Source organism: Paenibacillus sp. FSL H7-0714 (assembly GCF_038003765.1).
Classification (GTDB): domain Bacteria; phylum Bacillota; class Bacilli; order Paenibacillales; family Paenibacillaceae; genus Paenibacillus_AQ.
Genome location: NZ_JBBOPT010000001.1, coordinates 4,559,253 through 4,576,121, shown reverse-complemented (window position 1 = coordinate 4,576,121; position 16,869 = coordinate 4,559,253). Strand labels below are relative to the sequence as shown.

20 protein-coding genes are annotated in these 16,869 nt (G+C 42.2%); 15 read left to right on the top strand and 5 right to left on the bottom strand.

Annotation, left to right across the window (positions count from 1 at the left end; all coding sequences use genetic code 11):
• The 5 genes from NST34_RS20500 (at position 1) to NST34_RS20480 (ending at position 5,193) form a co-directional block, all read left to right on the top strand.
• Positions 1–765, top strand: coding sequence for a VOC family protein (locus NST34_RS20500; protein WP_340971071.1), 765 nt, complete (start codon positions 1–3; stop codon positions 763–765).
• 419 nt (positions 766–1,184) lie between these two features.
• Positions 1,185–2,369, top strand: a complete 1,185-nt coding sequence (locus tag NST34_RS20495) for an NAD(P)/FAD-dependent oxidoreductase (protein WP_341128669.1) — start codon at positions 1,185–1,187, stop codon at positions 2,367–2,369.
• A 39-nt stretch (positions 2,370–2,408) separates the two neighbouring features.
• Entirely contained in the window at positions 2,409–3,272 is an 864-nt protein-coding gene (sigJ, locus tag NST34_RS20490) for an RNA polymerase sigma factor SigJ (RefSeq protein WP_341128668.1), read from the top strand.
• Positions 3,273–3,493: 221 nt separating this feature from the next.
• Complete coding sequence (locus NST34_RS20485) at positions 3,494–4,456, top strand: helix-turn-helix transcriptional regulator (RefSeq protein ID WP_341128667.1); 963 nt, start codon at positions 3,494–3,496, stop codon at positions 4,454–4,456.
• A gap of 110 nt (positions 4,457–4,566) precedes the next feature.
• The gene (locus tag NST34_RS20480) at positions 4,567–5,193 is read left to right on the top strand and encodes a type 1 glutamine amidotransferase family protein (RefSeq protein WP_076285381.1); all 627 of its coding nucleotides are present in this window, start codon (positions 4,567–4,569) and stop codon (positions 5,191–5,193) included.
• 169 nt (positions 5,194–5,362) lie between these two features.
• Here the strand turns inward: NST34_RS20480 and NST34_RS20475 are convergent, their stop codons facing one another.
• Complete coding sequence (locus NST34_RS20475; protein WP_341128666.1) at positions 5,363–6,238, bottom strand: AraC family transcriptional regulator; 876 nt, start codon at positions 6,236–6,238, stop codon at positions 5,363–5,365.
• An 18-nt stretch (positions 6,239–6,256) separates the two neighbouring features.
• Positions 6,257–7,378, bottom strand: coding sequence for a C45 family peptidase (locus NST34_RS20470; RefSeq protein WP_341128665.1), 1,122 nt, complete (start codon positions 7,376–7,378; stop codon positions 6,257–6,259).
• 266 nt (positions 7,379–7,644) lie between these two features.
• Between NST34_RS20470 and NST34_RS20465 the strand changes: the two genes are divergently transcribed.
• Positions 7,645–7,743: a sporulation protein YjcZ gene (locus NST34_RS20465; protein ID WP_139328621.1), complete on the top strand. Its 99-nt coding sequence runs from the start codon at positions 7,645–7,647 to the stop codon at positions 7,741–7,743.
• Positions 7,744–7,826: 83 nt separating this feature from the next.
• On the opposite strand, the gene NST34_RS20460 is transcribed toward NST34_RS20465, so the two are convergent.
• Positions 7,827–8,546: a class I SAM-dependent methyltransferase gene (locus NST34_RS20460; RefSeq protein ID WP_076285383.1), complete on the bottom strand. Its 720-nt coding sequence runs from the start codon at positions 8,544–8,546 to the stop codon at positions 7,827–7,829.
• Between the two features lie 402 nt (positions 8,547–8,948).
• On the opposite strand from NST34_RS20460, the gene NST34_RS20455 reads away from it, so the two are divergent.
• Both NST34_RS20455 and NST34_RS20450 read left to right on the top strand, forming a co-directional pair.
• Complete coding sequence (locus tag NST34_RS20455; protein WP_341128664.1) at positions 8,949–9,941, top strand: hypothetical protein; 993 nt, start codon at positions 8,949–8,951, stop codon at positions 9,939–9,941.
• Positions 9,942–9,956: 15 nt separating this feature from the next.
• Positions 9,957–10,217 carry a helix-turn-helix domain-containing protein gene (locus tag NST34_RS20450; protein ID WP_339796899.1) on the top strand — a complete coding sequence of 87 codons (261 nt, stop codon included), beginning with the start codon at positions 9,957–9,959 and terminating at the stop codon, positions 10,215–10,217.
• A gap of 42 nt (positions 10,218–10,259) precedes the next feature.
• On the opposite strand, the gene NST34_RS20445 is transcribed toward NST34_RS20450, so the two are convergent.
• A complete protein-coding gene (locus NST34_RS20445; protein WP_076285386.1) occupies positions 10,260–11,156 on the bottom strand; it encodes a LysR family transcriptional regulator in 897 nt (298 codons plus the stop codon).
• 105 nt (positions 11,157–11,261) lie between these two features.
• Here NST34_RS20445 and aroA point away from each other — a divergent pair, with 105 nt between their 5' ends.
• From aroA to NST34_RS20415, 6 genes are all read left to right on the top strand, one after another.
• Positions 11,262–12,608 (top strand): 3-phosphoshikimate 1-carboxyvinyltransferase, encoded by a 1,347-nt coding sequence (gene aroA, locus NST34_RS20440; protein ID WP_341128663.1) that lies wholly within the window; start codon positions 11,262–11,264, stop codon positions 12,606–12,608.
• A gap of 18 nt (positions 12,609–12,626) precedes the next feature.
• The gene (aroC, locus tag NST34_RS20435) at positions 12,627–13,682 is read left to right on the top strand and encodes a chorismate synthase (protein ID WP_042189513.1); all 1,056 of its coding nucleotides are present in this window, start codon (positions 12,627–12,629) and stop codon (positions 13,680–13,682) included.
• 117 nt (positions 13,683–13,799) lie between these two features.
• On the top strand, positions 13,800–14,717 hold the full coding sequence (locus NST34_RS20430) for a hypothetical protein (protein WP_341128662.1): 918 nt from the start codon (positions 13,800–13,802) through the stop codon (positions 14,715–14,717).
• 78 nt (positions 14,718–14,795) lie between these two features.
• On the top strand, positions 14,796–15,020 hold the full coding sequence (locus NST34_RS20425) for a hypothetical protein (protein WP_341128661.1): 225 nt from the start codon (positions 14,796–14,798) through the stop codon (positions 15,018–15,020).
• 105 nt (positions 15,021–15,125) lie between these two features.
• Positions 15,126–15,323, top strand: coding sequence for a hypothetical protein (locus NST34_RS20420; protein ID WP_341128660.1), 198 nt, complete (start codon positions 15,126–15,128; stop codon positions 15,321–15,323).
• A 45-nt stretch (positions 15,324–15,368) separates the two neighbouring features.
• Positions 15,369–15,524 carry a hypothetical protein gene (locus NST34_RS20415; protein WP_341128659.1) on the top strand — a complete coding sequence of 52 codons (156 nt, stop codon included), beginning with the start codon at positions 15,369–15,371 and terminating at the stop codon, positions 15,522–15,524.
• Positions 15,525–15,652: 128 nt separating this feature from the next.
• Here the strand turns inward: NST34_RS20415 and NST34_RS20410 are convergent, their stop codons facing one another.
• Positions 15,653–16,327 (bottom strand): SOS response-associated peptidase, encoded by a 675-nt coding sequence (locus NST34_RS20410; protein WP_341128658.1) that lies wholly within the window; start codon positions 16,325–16,327, stop codon positions 15,653–15,655.
• Positions 16,328–16,628: 301 nt separating this feature from the next.
• Between NST34_RS20410 and NST34_RS20405 the strand changes: the two genes are divergently transcribed.
• Positions 16,629–16,844: a hypothetical protein gene (locus NST34_RS20405; protein ID WP_076285392.1), complete on the top strand. Its 216-nt coding sequence runs from the start codon at positions 16,629–16,631 to the stop codon at positions 16,842–16,844.
• Positions 16,845–16,869 lie beyond the last annotated feature (25 nt).

Below are 16,869 nucleotides of genomic sequence, written 5' to 3'. Positions count from 1 at the left end.
ATGGCAACAGTGAAATGGGATCATTTAGTACACTACGTCAATGATCTGTTTAAACCGGTTGAAATTTTTGGAGCTCATGATTTGGTTGCTTTTAAGGGAGGTTCTCATAAAGATTGGGGAACCTATAACGCATTAAGTTATTTCGGGCTAACCTATCTGGAATTTCTGGGCATTGAGAATCTTGAGTTGGCAAAGGCAACTGAACATAATCTAGTGGTGAAAGACGCTGTAAAACTTCTGCCGGAGCATGAAGTCTTGAGCAGAGTAGTCATCCGGACAGATGATATTGAAGAAGTAGCGGATTCCCTTAAGGCAGCGGGTTTATCACTATCTCCAATCATCGATGGGAAGCGTCTAGATAACGAGGGAAGATTAATCGAGTGGCGCATGATGACTATCGGTGGTGACTTTCAAGGCCTAGTCTATCCGTTCATCATTCAATGGAGCGGGACAGATGCAGAGAGGTTAGAAAGATTATCATCGTCTGGAGTCATCCAACCTCATCCTGCAGGTCATGTTGAAATCGTGCGCGCAGTATTCCATGTCTCCGATCCTGCAGCTACCGCTAAACACTGGGGATCGATATTCGGATTGCCTGTAACAGAGTCAGAGGACGGTACTTTTATCCTTACGATTGGAGATAAGTCTTTTGCTTTCGTACATGGGGACGAGAACCAGTTCAAACAGGTGTTTTTTGAAACGGATTCGTTAGCGCTGAAAGGGAAGACGATTCAGATCGGTGACGGGGAGTATGTTTTTGTATAAGGCATTAGTTTCTATATAATTTAAGATGAAAAGACTTGCTCGAAGGTATTGATACCTCGAGCAAGTCTTTTTGCTATCCATTGATGTGATCTTTTTGTTTTAATCAATTTGTAAACCAGATGAAATTCCATTTTATAGTAAGATAACCATGATAACGAAGATTGAAAACCTCGAGTATGCAGTTAAGAGATAACTTTCAACGGATTAATTCATGTACCAAAAGTATAGTGTCCACATTGATTGGGATTGCAATTGAAGAAGGATGTATCCCTTCTGTTGAGATTACTTTGAATAACAAATGTTTTTTGCGATGATAACTTTTTCAAGTACAGATAATCGGCAGTCATCGAAATATCGTTGTTGTCACAAAACGACTCCTTATCTCGTTTTATATGCAGACGGAATAAGGAGTGGTTGCAATGAAAGAATTGACATGCATCGTTATTGGCGGAGGATATGCAGGTATTAATGCAGTTAAAGCGATTCGGAAAACATTTAAGGGGCAAGCAAGTAAACGAACACTCCGACTTATTTTAATCGATAAGAACCCTTATCACTTTCGCAAAGTATTGCTTTTTAAGCCCGCGGTCGGAGATGAAGAGATTACTATCCCTCTGACTAGGTTATTTCCCGAGGGGGTTGAATTCGTTCAGGCTACTGTAACGAAAATCGAATCAGGGGAAAGAAGGCTACTTTGTCAGGATGCTGTAGGAAATAAGAATTCGATAAAATATGACTTCCTCGTTCTGGCGGTGGGCAGCGTCGTGCGGCAACCCGACTCTGATCTAGGAGGTATAGCATTAGCGAGTTTAGACGCTGCGTGGAAGATCCGAGAGGCATGGCGCGCGAATATAAAGAAAGCTGTAAAGGAAAAAAGCTCGAAAGAACGTCAGAGATTAATGACCATTGCCGTTGTTGGAGCGGGCATAAGCGGCATCGAGACATCTGCTGAACTAGCTTATTTTTTTCGTGATGATGCGGTATCATTGGGACTTGACCCGAATGCTGTAAGGATAAATTTATTTAACGCGAATAAGAGACTTTTCCCAGAAGGCCCGGCAAAAGTAGGGCTTAAACTGGAACGTTCACTTGACGCTTGCGGAGTAACTACCTTACATGGAAGTAGGGTATTACAGGAGAAAGAGGGAGTGCTAACCTTATCTAACGGCGAGACGATGTCCGCTGGCCTATGTGTCTGGACGCTGGGGCTGTCACCCAACCCAATGCTGCAAAGCATCGGGTTACCGATCACTCCGGAAGGATACGTGATCGTAGATGCAAGTTATCGGGTTCAAGGGGCCCAGGGTGTATACAGTATCGGCGACTGCGCGCGAATCGTAGACCCTGCTACCGGACGGGTGGACGGGAAGACGTGTAAGGAAGCGACCGCCCAAGCAGCAAGGCTTGGAAAGATTTTATCGGCGGATATTGCAGGGCGTCCGGCACCCATGCATAAGGAATTTATTGACTTTTTTTGTTTTGCCTTAGGTCCGGAGCAGGGAATGGTATGGACACATCAATGGGGGTTAGATATTATTTTTACAGGAAAGCTGGGTTGGCGAATAAGGAAATTCACATGGGATTCGGCAAGTCTGTTAAAATAATGTAAACAGAGGGTTAGTGGAAAAGGGTGGAATTTTAAGATGCAAGAGTTATATGAGCATTATAAAGGGCTGCTTTTTACGCTTGCCTACCAACTGACTGGATCGGTCTCCGATGCGGAGGACGCTGTGCAGGACGTATTCCTGAAGTTGTATGATGTAAAGCTGGATCGATTGGTTGAACCTAAAGCATATTTGTGCAAAATGGTAACTAATCGCTGTCGGGATTTATTCAATTCGGCGCGTAAGCGGCGGGAACAGTATTTCGGGCAATGGCTTCCTGAGCCCCTTCTTACTCCGAATAATGAATCGTTTGAATCGGTTGTTCAAGGCGAGCTGCTGTCTTATGCTATGCTCGTCTTGCTTGAAAGGCTGTCCCTTACGGAACGGGCAGTGTTCGTGCTTCGTGAGGCGCTCGGCTTTGAATATGCTAATATTGCTGAGCTCGTTGGCAAAAGCGAAGCGAATTGCCGCAAGCTGATCAGCCGTGCGAGAGGAAAAATGGGGATTACCCCCGATGAACCAGTCAATCCCGAAGCTGCAAGCGAAGAGTGGGTCCGTCGACTCCTAGCGGCTCTCGAACAGGGTAACGTGGATAGGGTTGTATCCATGCTCGCCAAAGATGTCGTGTTGGTCTCAGATGGAGGGGGTAAAGCCTTCGCCGCCGTCCATCCTATTGAATCGCGCGATCTCGTCGCCCGTTTCCTTCTCGGCTTAACTCGTAAGGCTCCTCATTACGAAGGAGGCGTGCATGTAGAAATGAGGGATATAAATGGCCAAACAGGACTCGTTGTCCGTTCAGGAGATGGGATCGTAACTGTTGCGCTAATGCATGTCGAGAGAAATTCGATTCGCAACTTATACTTTGTTAGGAACCCAGATAAGCTGAGGCATTTATTGAAATGAAAAGAGGATTTGAAAAAAATCGCCGTTAGAACAGTTATGGAGATGTGGGGGAGTGAGCACTCCGGTAACACTAACGGAGTTGATTAGTAATAACAAGGAATTCAGGAGTGTATCAACACTACTAGAATCAGAATAAAGGAATACAGTGGATTAGCAAACAAATCACTTAAAGTGCTTGTTAGAAGTTAAGTATAGTGGTAATCAAAGGTGAGGGTTATGTTATGCCAAAAAATGATAATATGCTAACAATTCTATGGATGTTGAATTCGGGAGAGAAATTGACTGCAAAGCAAATATCGGAAAAGTTAGAGATAAATATAAGAACAGTTTATCGGTATATTGATGCACTATGCGTCAGTGGCGTCCCTATCATATCCGACACAGGGCACAATGGAGGGTATAGCTTGCTGCACAATTTTATCAAATCTCCTCTACTATTTAGTATTGATGAAAAAAAAACACTGCTTCATGCTGCCCTATTTGCAAAAGAAGCCGGATATCCTTTGAGTGAGGCATTAGAGAATGCAACATCCAAGTTGAAAATGTATTCGAATCAGGAGCAGGAAAATATACTAAGCCATCATTTAGCCGGATTTGAAGTAATAAACCGCAGGGGATACCCCGCTGTTCAGCCGGTATTGCAGGAATTGGAGCACGCTGTAGCAAATGAATGTTCTGTAGAAATTTCTTATCGTAACAGTCATGAAGAGCAGTCCCCAAATAGGGTAATAGACCCCTATGGCGTGGTTAATTGGAACAATAAGTGGTACACAATTGCATTTTGCCACCTGCGGAATGAGATCCGCAGCTTTCGGGTAGAACGAATTCTGAACATCACACGCACGCCATTCTCATTTAGGCGTCCCAATGATTTTTCAGCGCGTACTTTTTTTATGAAAAATCTGTTACCAGATGTAGTAGGTAAATCCGAATTAATTTCTTTAATTATTGGTGGCAGGGCAGAGGCGTTGGATGATTTATGCATACATTGGTTTTTGGAGCATCATTTGCAGGAGCGGACATCAACGCAAGCAATTTTTTTACTTGAGGAAGAATCACTGTATACATATGTTCCGTATATAATTCTTCCCTATGGGAAATCCATTCAAGTTTTAGAGCCACAGAATCTAAAGAATAAACTTGTGGCGGTTGCTTCAGAGTTAATGGAATATTATCAAGTTTAACAACTTCACTGACAGCAGATGTCAGTGAAGTTGTTTTATTATAATGATAACCACTCATTAAAGATGAATGGTTGCTGTTACCTAATAAACTTTATGAGGAGCACTTAGAAATGAATAATACAGTATATCTTTATGTGTTTGATACCATGTCCGATTGGGAAATAGGTTATTTAGCCGCCGAACTGAACTCTGGAAGACACTTCAGACAGGGGCTGGCTCCAGCAAAAATAGTCACCGTTGGGATAGAAAAGACTCCAGTAACTACAATGGGCGGATTGAAAATAATGCCTGACATTAAAGTGGATGAGTGCAGCATTAAAAGCGTAGATGCACTGATTTTACCTGGTGGAAATACATGGACAGAAGCTATTCACGTGCCCATATTAAAAATTGCCGAGATGTGTTTAAAGGAAGGGATAGTAGTTGGAGCAATTTGCGGTGCTACCTTAGGACTTGCTCAAGCAGGATTGTTAGATTCACGTTGGCACACAAGCAATGATTTGGCCTACCTTAAAATGATTTGCCATTCTTACACGGGCGAAGAATATTACAAAGTGGAATCTGCTGTCACCGATGGGAAATTGATCACCGCATCCGGAGTAGCTCCATTAGAATTTTCTGTTCATGTTTTAAAAGCGCTAGATGTATTTTCTCCAAAAACATTAGACGCTTGGTATCGACTTAATAAAACTCAGGAACCTAAATATTTCTACGAGTTAATGAATTCAATCCAATGAAGTATAGGGATATTAGGCATGTGGAGTGCTGTGTGTTGTTGATTCACTAATAATGTCTGAAGACCACATTTACCTATAAATAGAAGCCCAGGCGTATTCAACGCTTGGGCTTTTGCAGTTTGGTCTAAGCCGCGCTATCATCCAATAATTCTCTAGGGGGTCATGATTTTTATTTGATCGGAATGTACAGATCTACTTTGGAATCAGGATGATCATATCCTAAATATCGTTGATCGTATAGCTCAAAATCCTCACGCTCGTCCATTTCCTCTTTCGTGTTAAGGAACCACGTTCCCCAAATATAATGGAACGTTTGGGGAAGCGTGCGCAGTGTACCAGTGTGAGTGAATACGGCGTAACGCCCCTCTGGAATTACCTTTTGCACAAATTTTGCAGGAAGTCCTTCAAAAGAATCCACTTCGATGCCAGCGACCTCCGTAAATAACACCTCATCACTCATGGAGTACAGGCTGTTTTCATGACAGGCCTCGCAGATGCCAAATCCTCGTCCATTAAGTGAACGATGGGGAATTCGAGTAGAAATTTTGTTGAATTTCTGCCACAGTTCGGCTAGTTTGTTATCCTTGAGCGTTGTTTCTCCACGTATTCCGGCGACCTTCGTCTCTGGGAGTTTTACAATGGTAGGATGTACGGTAACATTGCAAGTTAGATGCTCCAATAAATTAGCGTGCAGTTTAGTCTTGGAAGCAATGAAGGTGTCCAGTCGATTGATACGGTATTCCTGCGGGCTGACCTTATATATGAATTTAAACGCACGACTAAAAGACTCGGCGGACTCAAAGCCGTTGTCTAGCGCAACATCTATAATTCTTTTGTTTGTGTAAAGCAAAGCTTTTGCAGCATTGGCCAGTCGACGTTTCTTAATATAGCTGCCGATGCTTTCCCCTAATATAGCGGTGAATTGGCGGTTCAAATGATAGTAGGAATACCCTGCTGCCCGAGCAACATCCTCTACTTTAATCGCTTCGCCAAGCATGTCTTCAATATAGATTATCGCTTGCTCTAACGCCAGCCGATAGTCCAATTTGAATCCCTCCATCGGTCAACTGTTCAAAGATTGATAATCGAACATAGCTTTGTCCGCTCTCTCCATACAAATCTGGATATTTGTTGTGGAGTCTGGTATAGCTTGTTTTAAATCATAAGTCTGCCAGCCATTTTCCGCTCTGCCGCCCCAACATAGCTCTATTATACCGTCTGCGGGGGAGAACACCATGCTTTTGGTTGTACCGAAGTAATCCTCATAATAATGACTGCACAGCCCATTCGGGTATTTGGACAACAGCATCTCCTTTAGATGTTCATTCGTCATAGCTGTTGCTCCTTTCAGTTGGGAAGCGATCCACTCCCCTCGCCGCAAAGAATGAATGGCAGCCTGGGGCTCATAACGAACTAATGGTGGAAGAACTGGATGATTGGTAGCCCAGAGGAACTGCTCTTGCGAAGCTGGACTAATTTGCTTCGTTGCTTGCATGCCGTTCATCGTTTCAAACAAGGCGGCATTCCCATTTTTATCTAGCAGCATCAAATTGACATTACAGGCGATAGGCATCTCTTTCAAATAAAAAAGTGATTCTTCGACATTTTTACAATTTTCCAGTAACGCCCGAATGGCCGCCCAGAAATGTAATCCTTTTACTTTAGGTGCACGCAAAAAGGGCACAGCCCCGACAGGAAAGCCGCAAGCACTCATTGTAACAGCAAGTCCGTGCTCATTAAAACCGTCGTCTCTCCCAAAGCTCATTGTACTTGTGCCCATGTGCGTATATTTACCTGTTACTGAGGTTCTGACTAACACAAAATCCTCGATCTGATGATTGAATTCATAGTTGCGAGCTAACAATGGCTTGTTCTGTGCTGTCATATTTGGCAGCAAGGCAATCTGACTGCATCGCGGCAGCAGATACGTCATGGCGTAGTAAGCGATTTGCTCGGTATTAACCTTTAATGCATCGGCAAAGCCAACAATTTCTTCTGAAATGCCTGGGCACCACTCATCGAATAGTTTGACAGCGTCTTTATATTCTGTTAAACCAAAGCCTTCGAGTTTACGAGTGTAAGCAATCTTATGTGCTGTATTTTCTGAAATAATATTGCCTAGCTTATACCCAATTTCATAGCTTGTTCCTTTCAAATCCAGTGTATGAACGGAAATCGTTAACATCCTGTTCCCTCCTTTTTTCTACAGTTTAAGGTGGAAAGGGAAGCAGTGCATGATATTTTGTGCTGTTTTTTTCGCTCAATACCAAAATAAGTTTTTTTACCGCATAACAGAAGTTAATGGAGGATATAACAAGGGACCAATTCGTAATTATTTCCGGCGTGAGTAGGAATTTAAAATCCGTCAGCTCATGTTATTTAGGTGATAGTCCATACTTTTAGAATAGTGGCGCATATTATATTTTAGGAAGTAAAAGGGAGGGATAATCAATGAGCTGTGGAGTTGGAGGCAGATTTACTTCTACTGGAGAAATTTTGGTTCTTTATATCTTATTGGTAATTATATTATCTGCTTGTTTCTTTGTATAATAGCAGGCTATCAGAAAGAACAATAGCCACTGTTCCAAGGCTATTGTTCTTTTTTTGCAAATGTTGATGGACATGCCAATCCTTTATTTCGTTCCAATAACGAGAATAAATCCGATGTATTCATGATAACGGTCCATTATACTGTTGTACTTACTGATCACTTCCCAAATCGTGTGGTCAAGAAAGGAATCAGTGTCCATTTGTTGATAATGGTCTGGATGCTCTGTAAGATCCTCACTTGATTTAGGGAACAAGAAGGGACCATCTATCTGTGAATGATAAAATCCCATAGTGTTTACTAATGCTGACCATTTATTAAAGTCCCATAGATTCTTTACATGATAAAATGTACTAATCATTTGATTAATTTCTGTAGACATAGGTTTATATTGAATCATTTCTCTGTCAAAAAGCTTGCCTCCAGTCCGCAGAACCCTATAATATTCCGAGAATGCCTTTTCTGTATCAGTGAAAATGGATACAGACTCAACAAGAATCACATCAAATGACTCGTTAGGAAAAGGAAGCGAACTTGCGTCACCTACTAAGAATTGAATTATAGATTTCTCTTTTTCAGCCCGTATTTTTGCTTTTGAGATCATATCTGGGTGAATATCTATACCTATTACATCATGACCTTGTGCAGCTAAATAACAAGATGTTCTGCCAGTGCCACAACCAACTTCAAGGATTCGGGAAGCAGGTGGTAGTGGATATTGTTCAAATTGCTTTAAAGTTGCAGTAAACCCTCCAGGATGAGCATTTCCAACACCTAATTTAGCAAGCATATTCAAATATTCCATGAGTGTAAATTCCTTTCACTGCGGGTCTTATTTTATAATATGAAAAAAAAATAACTTTGTACCGCAGTGCTAAATATTAATGACTTAAGAACATACATAAAAAGAAAATGTTGGTTTATTTTTAAATTAAAAGCCAGGTCGTCAAGCAATGTGCGTAATTGCTTGACGATCTGGATTTTTTTGCTAAAAAGGATATGATTGTCCGTTCTTTTAGTAGTCTCCGATTACAAGTTGGGGTTTTATTTAATTTATTCAAGAACACTTGAAAATAATGTAAATGTAGAGTATTGTAAGTGATAAGTAGTAAGTAGTAAGTAGTAAGTAGTAAGTAAATCAAAACGCTCACCATACGGAATAAATATCATCCAGTAAATACGAATTTATGGATAGGGGTGGATGGTTATGATGGATTTAAAATTAGCACCGAGTTTTTCAGTGATCGCGCTTAATGCACAGAGAAGTCTTCATATGACTACTGTCAAGAAAGTGTCTTTACGCTGTATGGCAGCAGCGGTTATATTGGAGCTTTACTTAGAGGGATGTTTTACGCAATCAGAGAACAAGTTAACTTTGCCCAAGGAAGGATTTGATCAAGCTCATTCAGCACTTTATAGAGAAACGGTTCTACAGCCCTTGCTTCATAAACATGCTGAAGTGAAGGGTGATCTTAATTGGTGGGTAAAAAAGGCCTCCATGCTGTCTAACAAACAATTAAAAAAGTTCGAGACCGCGATTTCAGATGATCTTAAAGCAATGGATTTGCTTGAAGATATCCCAAGTCTGTTAGGGAGCGACATGTATTTTGATACTGCCGAAGTTGAAGTTAGAGCGTATCGCAGTAATATGGAGGCGTACACAAGCATTACAGAGAACATTCGCGCAGAGATTTTGGAAGAGGGTTCAGTAACGGATGAGGTCATTTGTATGCTGTGGCTGCTTCGTGAATGTGGATGCATGCATGATTTCTTCTCGCTAAATGAAATAGAAAAGGTAAATATCAAACTACATGATCTATACCAAAGTAATTTATGGGCAAAGGCATTGCTTCCAATACAAATTCGCCATGGAATTGAGCTGGGAATCAAACGCTTTTTAGAATTGAAGACAAAGTTTGCGAAGACTTTTATCGGTAGTAGCATCAATCTTTTATTCCCTGCCCTAGAGCCATCGCGAGCTGTCTTTATAGAAACAGAGTCTTGGTTTGATAATTCTAATCAAAGACTAGACGCAGTTATTACAAGATTATTGTCCTATGGACATGAAGTTAAGGTGATGGAGAGAGGATCGATTGCGACCCTTAAAATTGATAATTTGTTATACGATGCGATCCCGCATTTTGTAATGATGAAAGTGCCAATCCAAGGTGTGCGTCTTGTTCCGAAGCGCCCGCTGTAAAGGAGTTGGTAATCAATGTCTAGACAACGCTCCATGGAGAATATTTTGGCTTCAGAGTATGTATCTATAGGTGAATTGGTAAGAATCACAAACTCTCGTTATAGTACACTCAAACATTACACAGAAGAAGGCATGCTTCCCTTTGAACAGGCCGAGGAGAATTTAACACGCAGATATAAAAGAGAGAAAACCGTCGCACGCATTCTTTGGATCAAAGAGATGAAAACAAACGGTTTATCTATCCCGCAAATTAAAGAAGCTTTAGGAATGAATTAAACATCGGGATTCCCGGTGTTTTTTGCTTTTTTAGTCAAAGAATTATAAACCCTCAGATAGCCGTGCCCCAATCATCTGAACAAATTGCTCAGCCGCAATAGACAGCTTTCGATCCCGTCGTACTGCAAAACCTATACTGCGAGGTAAAAGCGGATCTTCTAACTTCAACTCATGAAGCTTTCCACTATGAAGATCCTCTTGCACGAAAGAACGGCTGATAAAAGCTGCCCCATACCCTAATCTGGCGAACTCTGCTAGCAGTTCTATGCTCCCCAATTCAATATCTGGAATTACCGATAATCCCTTAGTCGCAAACCATTGTTCAACAAATACTCTAGTACTGCTCCCTTGAGAAAATAAGATTAAAGGCAGCTCTGACACTTCTCTCATGGTAAGTGAACGACTAGCTAATTCTTGATAGGCTTCACCTACTACAAAACAATCCTCTAACACAGCCAGCGTCTGTATATTTAGCAGTGGATCGTGAAGCGGCATATGGACAAAGGCACAGTCGATCTCACCATCTTTTAAACGCTTAGTGATGTCTGGCGTCTTCCCATGAGAGAGACGAATTCGTATACCTGGGTATGTGCTATGAAAGGTATTCAACTGCGGCAACAAAAGGTGCTTGATCAGATAATCACTGGCTCCGATTCGTATTTCTCCCTCATTTAACTGCTTCAAGCTCTCCAGATGCTTCTGTGCAGAATCCAGCATGGAAAAGGATTGCTCCACATATTCAAATAGCGCTCGTCCTTCTTCTGTAAGCTCTACACCTTTGGACAGCCTGTGAAACAGCTTCAGCCCTAAGGCTTCTTCCATTTGTTTAATGGCATAACTCACAGAAGGCTGTGTAATATGTAGTTCCCCTGCAGCTTTTGTTAAATTTCGATGACGTGCCGTTTGCCAGAAAATACGATACCACTCCAAGTTGAACATGTGGTATAGATCACCTCTATATCATTATGGTAAAAATCCAATTTCATTTATTTCATTTCATTCATTATAATCAGGCTAGAGGAATAATTCAAAGGGGTGGATGAAGTGGAATCCAATCAACCGGACTTAGAAGCACGTTCTCCATGGTCAACGAATAGCGATAAACACATAGTGAAGATTAGCCCAGCGAAAGCGGTAATCAATGGGACGATAACCATATCAGGAAGCAAAAGTCTGACGAATCGGGCCTTGGTAATCGCTGCTTTAGCTGATGGACGTTCAGAAATAAAGGGAATATTAAGAAGTGATGACTCTTACTGGTGTATTGAATCATTAAAAAAACTGGGGATTCCCGTTGTGATAGAAGAAGAGACAGCTGTTGTGGATGGAAGTGGCGGCAACTGGCCGAATCCGACTGGTGAGCTATATGTAGGAGCGGCAGGTACGGTTGCGAGATTCTTACCGGCTGCACTCGCGGCAGGGACTGGCACTTGGACAATGAATGGAAGTAAACGGCTTTGTGAGCGACCACTCGCGCCATTACTCAATGCATTAACAACCCTGGGTGCACAATTTGAGTATAAACAAGCCGACCGTTGTTTACCTTTTACATTAGAGGCAAAAGGTCTGCAAGGAGGAAAGGCAACCCTGCCCGGCTCCACTTCAAGTCAATTTATAAGTGGATTACTGCTAGCCGCACCGTATGCCAAAGAACCGGTAACCGTGTATATTGATGGAGAAGTTGTGCAAAGAGACTATGTAGAGATGACCCTTACTATGATGGCCTCCTTTGGTGTAAAACCAGAAGCATCTCAGGACGGTCAATCGATAACGGTTCCTGCAGGAAAGTATCAAGGTCACACGATCACTTTAGAGCCTGATGTATCCACATGCTGTTACTTTTGGGCGGTAGCTGCACTTACGGCAGGACGTGTACGAATTGAAGGGATCAATGCTAGCAATACAAGTCAACCTGATATCGAGTTCTTAGACGTTCTGGAGGTAATGGGCTGTACCGTTGTTCGTGGGGAGAACTTTGTTGAAGTACAAGGTGTCCCACGGCTTAAGGGTGGATACACAGTGAGTATGAAGAAGTGGTCGGATCAAACACTAACAATGGCTGCTATGGCTATTTTTGCAGATGGTCCAATCACTCTAAAGGATGCCGCACATATCAGACATCATGAATGTGATCGGATAGCCGCGATATGTGAAGAAATAAGTAAGACCGGAATACGTGTGGAAGAGTTTGAGGATGGTCTAACGGTATATCCGGGTCAGCCAATCCCAGCTTTACTAAATTCTCATGACGATCACCGGATGGCTATGGCGCTTTCTTTAATCGGCTTGAAGATTGAAAATATTCAGATTAACGACCCTGGTTGTGTCTCAAAGACCTGTCCAGATTATTTTGACCGTTTGTCAGCGTTAGGCGTACAGGTCCAATACTAAATAAGGAGTGCATATATAATGGCAGGAAATACATTCGGTGAAGTGTTCAAAATTACAACCTTCGGTGAGTCACATGGTGTGTCGGTAGGGGTCATAGTGGATGGTGTAACACCAGGCGTCGAGATTAACGAAGCGTATATACAGAAACAGATGGATCGGAGAAAACCGGGCCAATCTTCAGTGACTACTCCTCGTAAAGAATATGATGTTGTCCACATACAATCTGGAGTATTTGAGGGGAAAACAACAGGTACACCGCTCTTTGTAGTTCTTCAAAACCACGATATGAGACCAGAAGCGTACAGCGAGATCCAGGACGCTTTTCGTCCGGGCCATGCCGATTTTACTTATTTAGAGAAATACGGCATTCGGGATCATCGCGGTAGCGGACGTGCTTCAGGTAGAGAAACTGCGGCAAGAGTAGCTGGAGGTGCGATAGCTCGTAAGTTGTTAGAGAGAAGAGGCGTACAGGTAGTAGCATACACACAAGAAATCGGAGGCATAAGATGTGAATCCTTCGATGAGGGTGTGATTGAACAAAACGCTGTCCGTGCCTGTGATCCAATTGCAGCTGACAAAATGATTAAAAAAATTGAGGGGTTAGCCGAGATTGGGGATAGCTGTGGTGGCATTGTAGAATGCCGTATTCGTGGCGTGGTTCCGGGTCTTGGAGAGCCGGTCTTTGATAAATTGGATGCAGAACTGGCGAAAGCTATGCTTTCCATTGGCGCTGTTAAAGGGATAGAATTTGGAGCTGGCTTCGAAGCAGCAACGATGCTGGGGAGTGAGCATAATGATGCGAGGAATAGCGATGGTTTTCTAACTAATCATTCCGGAGGAATCATCGGGGGGATTAGCACAGGACAAGAAATCGTATTTCGGATCAGTGTAAAGCCTACTTCGTCCATCTCTGTGCCACAGCAAACGACTAACATCAAAGGGGAAGAACAAGAGATACGCACCGAAGGCAGACATGATCCATGTATTTGTCCGAGAATCGTACCTGTCGTAGAGGCTATGGCTTGTTTAGTACTGGAGGATCAATACAAACGACAAGCTGCTATGCTTGGATAATACTAGAGCGGCATAATGGTGATGTTTGATTTTGACATGATCATTGAATTATTTTCCATTTAATGATATTTTTAAGATCGAATCATTGTCTCAGTCTACCCTGGAAGGAGCTGTACCATGGAACGATCAATTTTTATGAAAAGCATTGCTGCCCCTCTCGGCTTAATCCTGTTCTTGACCAGTATCGGTCTTGCCATTTCCTTTGCCTTCCCACAGCGGTCAAAAGCAGCGGTTGTTAAGTCTTCTGCTGCTTTTAGTTTGTTTGAGCAAAGAGTGAAGAAACCTTCATCTCTCAGTCTGGCCCAAGCCACCTTAGTCAATCGTATTGATGAGATGACGCCAGCAGAGGCTAATTTAGCCGTTTTACATTTGGAAAATGCCCTGAAAGCTTATCTACCTACAGCAATCAAACGAATGAATACGTCTGCTATTCAACAAGATATCAAAGATATTTATACTCCAGGCATGTCAATGGTGCTGGCTCGATCCAAGGTGAAGCAGTCCCAGACCCGTGTTGTTCTACAGGACTTGACTGCCATGGACTATAAGCTTGAATTGGGTGGCGGACGCTTTTATCCAATCATTCAATACAAAAGCTTCAAAGTGTTCAAACCTTACGTCTCCAAAGATTTGCAAGCCTATATCGAGCTGATGGCTACTGAGTCTGAGCAACCCTCTGCTGTGAACGGAACTTTGCTGATCAACTGGTACAAGGTCATAGAACGGGCTATGGCATATGAAGATTTTTTGTCAACCTATAAGTCTTCCAACCGTACAATAGCTATTAAGGAAGCCTATAACGTAGCCAAAGAATATGTGTTTAACGGTACCCAAAACTCTCCGCTCTTTGATAAGATAACGCAAGTGATGAGTGAAGAAGCGGCAATTGCATACGAGAATACATTGTCAGAAGCGGGGCCAGAGCAGATTGAAGCCAGCCCACTACTGATCCAGCTTGAAGAATTTTTGATGCTACTGGAGAAGAACGGGGATAAGAAGACGCAGGCTGTTAAGGATTTTCTGAAATCGATTTAAGCTATAAAAATTTCAAAATAATAACTCTTGGAAGGCACTAACGTCCTGTTAGTGTTTTTTTTTGCGAAAGGAGAACCTATGAACCGAATACTAGTCATTGGATCTGCTGGATCGGGCAAATCTACCTTGTCTCGCAAACTACATTACATACTTGATCTCCCTGTTGTACATTTGGATACCTATTACTGGAATGCCGACTGGGTTCCTAAACCAAATGAAGAGTGGAATAATATTGTCGAACAATTTATCAATGAAGAGCATTGGATCATGGATGGTAACTATTCAAGAACGATGGATATCTGAATTAACAAAGCCGATTTAATAATTTTCTTAGATATGCCTAGACTTCTATGCATCTACCGAATTATCAAACGACGAATTATATATCACAAGAAATCCAGACCGGATATGAATCAAGAATGCCCAGAAAAATTAGATTGGGATTTTGTGAAATGGGTTTGGAATTATAGAAAAAAAGGTCGAGTGAACACTATAAAGAAACTTGAGCAGATTAAAGGACGTAAAGAGGTTGTTATTCTGAGAACGAGGAAAGAGATGGATGAGTTTATAGGGAAGGTGGAGAAGGAAGGGGCTGGTCTGGGATGACTTGCAAACTGTTAGTTCAATCTGTAAATAAGTCATTAGAAATTGTTGATTTGTACTTTGTACAAGGATGGTGTAGATACTATCACAACGGGTCATCCTGCGGTTAGAAAGTTTAACAATTCTAAGTTATGGGATGATCCTGAATGGGTGGATGGTGTTTTTGAAAAGCTTGAACAATATAAATTCGAACTGAACTCTTGAGCATGTAATTGGATGAAGAGCCAATAGAAATGATAAGCAATAAAAGCAGCGATGTGCTAAGGTTTTAATTCTCAGCCCTAGCACCGCTGCTTCATTTTTAGAGCATCTAATCCAATTCTGCTATCATCTCAAGGCTTTACCCAGGATCCCTTCAGATCCATTTCTCGAATACATTCAGCCGAGTCGTTCCTGTTGTCGTTAATCATTGGTGTGACCGGGTACACCTGCATTTCATCTGCTGAATAAGGCCGCAGAATCGGATTCAGTGCTTCCAGATCATTTGTCTCCTCATCAAGCCATCGAGTGATATCCTGTGGGGACAAAATCGCCGGCATCCGGCTCTCAAATTCGCTAATTAGTGGGTTAGCTTCTGTCATAACCAAAGAGCAGGTGCGAAGAGGCTCCCCGCGCGTATCATGCCAAATCTCGTATAGACCAGCCACTCCGAACATACTGCGATTATTCATGACTACCCGAACTGGATAAGTCTTCTTTCCTTCTCTTTTCCAATAGTAAAATCCATTGCACGGGATAATACAGCGCTGCTTGTCCACCATCTTACGGTAGGTTGCATTTTGATGTACATTTCGTAGATCCGCATTGATCGCATCTTTACCCCAGTAAGGAACGAATCCCCAGCGGAACTCGTCTAGAATTCGCTCACCATCCTGTTGTAAAACTACCGGCATATCCTGAGTGGGACTAATATTATAGCGGTCTTTATAGTAGTACATCACCCGGTTAATTTCAAAATGATCCCTAATGTCTTGTAGTTCGGCCGCCAGAGAAAAACGTTGACACATGAAACATCAGCCTCCTTTTGTTTCGTAGTGTTTGTAAAAGGAGGTGAATTATTCATGATTTCCATGGTCATTCATTCGCATTTTTTACAGTAGGCGGTTATTTTAGCAATCACTCCGTATTATGATGTAAACAGACTTAAACTGTTTCCAGGTATGGAGGTGGATATCGCGAGACAGGTCATATCCTGCTGATCGGACTTAAGGAGAATGTTCTAGCAGTTCGGGCTTTACTGGATGAGCATACGCAGGAGGGGGATTTTATTACTTTCAAGGTGCTGGACATGGCCGACGAACATAACCTTTGGAAAATCATCCCTTCCGAACTTCTACGCCATTACATCAACTGGACCCGGAGCTGCTTCGGAGATTAGATGCTTTTGATTTCAATGCAAAGGATATTTACATGCAGGGGGCAGAGACTTATAAGAACCTGATCACACCATTTGCTGAAACGCTTGGTGTACCTGTGATTGCCGGTAGTGATAGTCATCAATGTCTGCAATATGGGATGTTCTGAATCGGTTGAATATTACCTGCTCGAC

What these genes read in the sequence shown, in the direction of transcription:
- aroC (WP_042189513.1), top strand. Translation starts at nt 12,627, where the DNA reads ATGGCAGGAAATACATTCGGTGAAGTGTTCAAAATTACAACCTTCGGT.
- NST34_RS20430 (WP_341128662.1), top strand. Translation starts at nt 13,800, where the DNA reads ATGGAACGATCAATTTTTATGAAAAGCATTGCTGCCCCTCTCGGCTTA.
- NST34_RS20495 (WP_341128669.1), top strand. Translation starts at nt 1,185, where the DNA reads ATGAAAGAATTGACATGCATCGTTATTGGCGGAGGATATGCAGGTATT.
- NST34_RS20455 (WP_341128664.1), top strand. Translation starts at nt 8,949, where the DNA reads ATGATGGATTTAAAATTAGCACCGAGTTTTTCAGTGATCGCGCTTAAT.
- NST34_RS20445 (WP_076285386.1), bottom strand. Translation starts at nt 11,156, where the DNA reads ATGTTCAACTTGGAGTGGTATCGTATTTTCTGGCAAACGGCACGTCAT.
- NST34_RS20410 (WP_341128658.1), bottom strand. Translation starts at nt 16,327, where the DNA reads ATGTGTCAACGTTTTTCTCTGGCGGCCGAACTACAAGACATTAGGGAT.
- NST34_RS20425 (WP_341128661.1), top strand. Translation starts at nt 14,796, where the DNA reads ATGAACCGAATACTAGTCATTGGATCTGCTGGATCGGGCAAATCTACC.
- NST34_RS20500 (WP_340971071.1), top strand. Translation starts at nt 1, where the DNA reads ATGGCAACAGTGAAATGGGATCATTTAGTACACTACGTCAATGATCTG.
- NST34_RS20470 (WP_341128665.1), bottom strand. Translation starts at nt 7,378, where the DNA reads ATGTTAACGATTTCCGTTCATACACTGGATTTGAAAGGAACAAGCTAT.
- NST34_RS20465 (WP_139328621.1), top strand. Translation starts at nt 7,645, where the DNA reads ATGAGCTGTGGAGTTGGAGGCAGATTTACTTCTACTGGAGAAATTTTG.
- NST34_RS20480 (WP_076285381.1), top strand. Translation starts at nt 4,567, where the DNA reads ATGAATAATACAGTATATCTTTATGTGTTTGATACCATGTCCGATTGG.
- NST34_RS20450 (WP_339796899.1), top strand. Translation starts at nt 9,957, where the DNA reads ATGTCTAGACAACGCTCCATGGAGAATATTTTGGCTTCAGAGTATGTA.
- sigJ (WP_341128668.1), top strand. Translation starts at nt 2,409, where the DNA reads ATGCAAGAGTTATATGAGCATTATAAAGGGCTGCTTTTTACGCTTGCC.
- NST34_RS20485 (WP_341128667.1), top strand. Translation starts at nt 3,494, where the DNA reads ATGCCAAAAAATGATAATATGCTAACAATTCTATGGATGTTGAATTCG.
- NST34_RS20460 (WP_076285383.1), bottom strand. Translation starts at nt 8,546, where the DNA reads ATGGAATATTTGAATATGCTTGCTAAATTAGGTGTTGGAAATGCTCAT.
- NST34_RS20420 (WP_341128660.1), top strand. Translation starts at nt 15,126, where the DNA reads ATGAATCAAGAATGCCCAGAAAAATTAGATTGGGATTTTGTGAAATGG.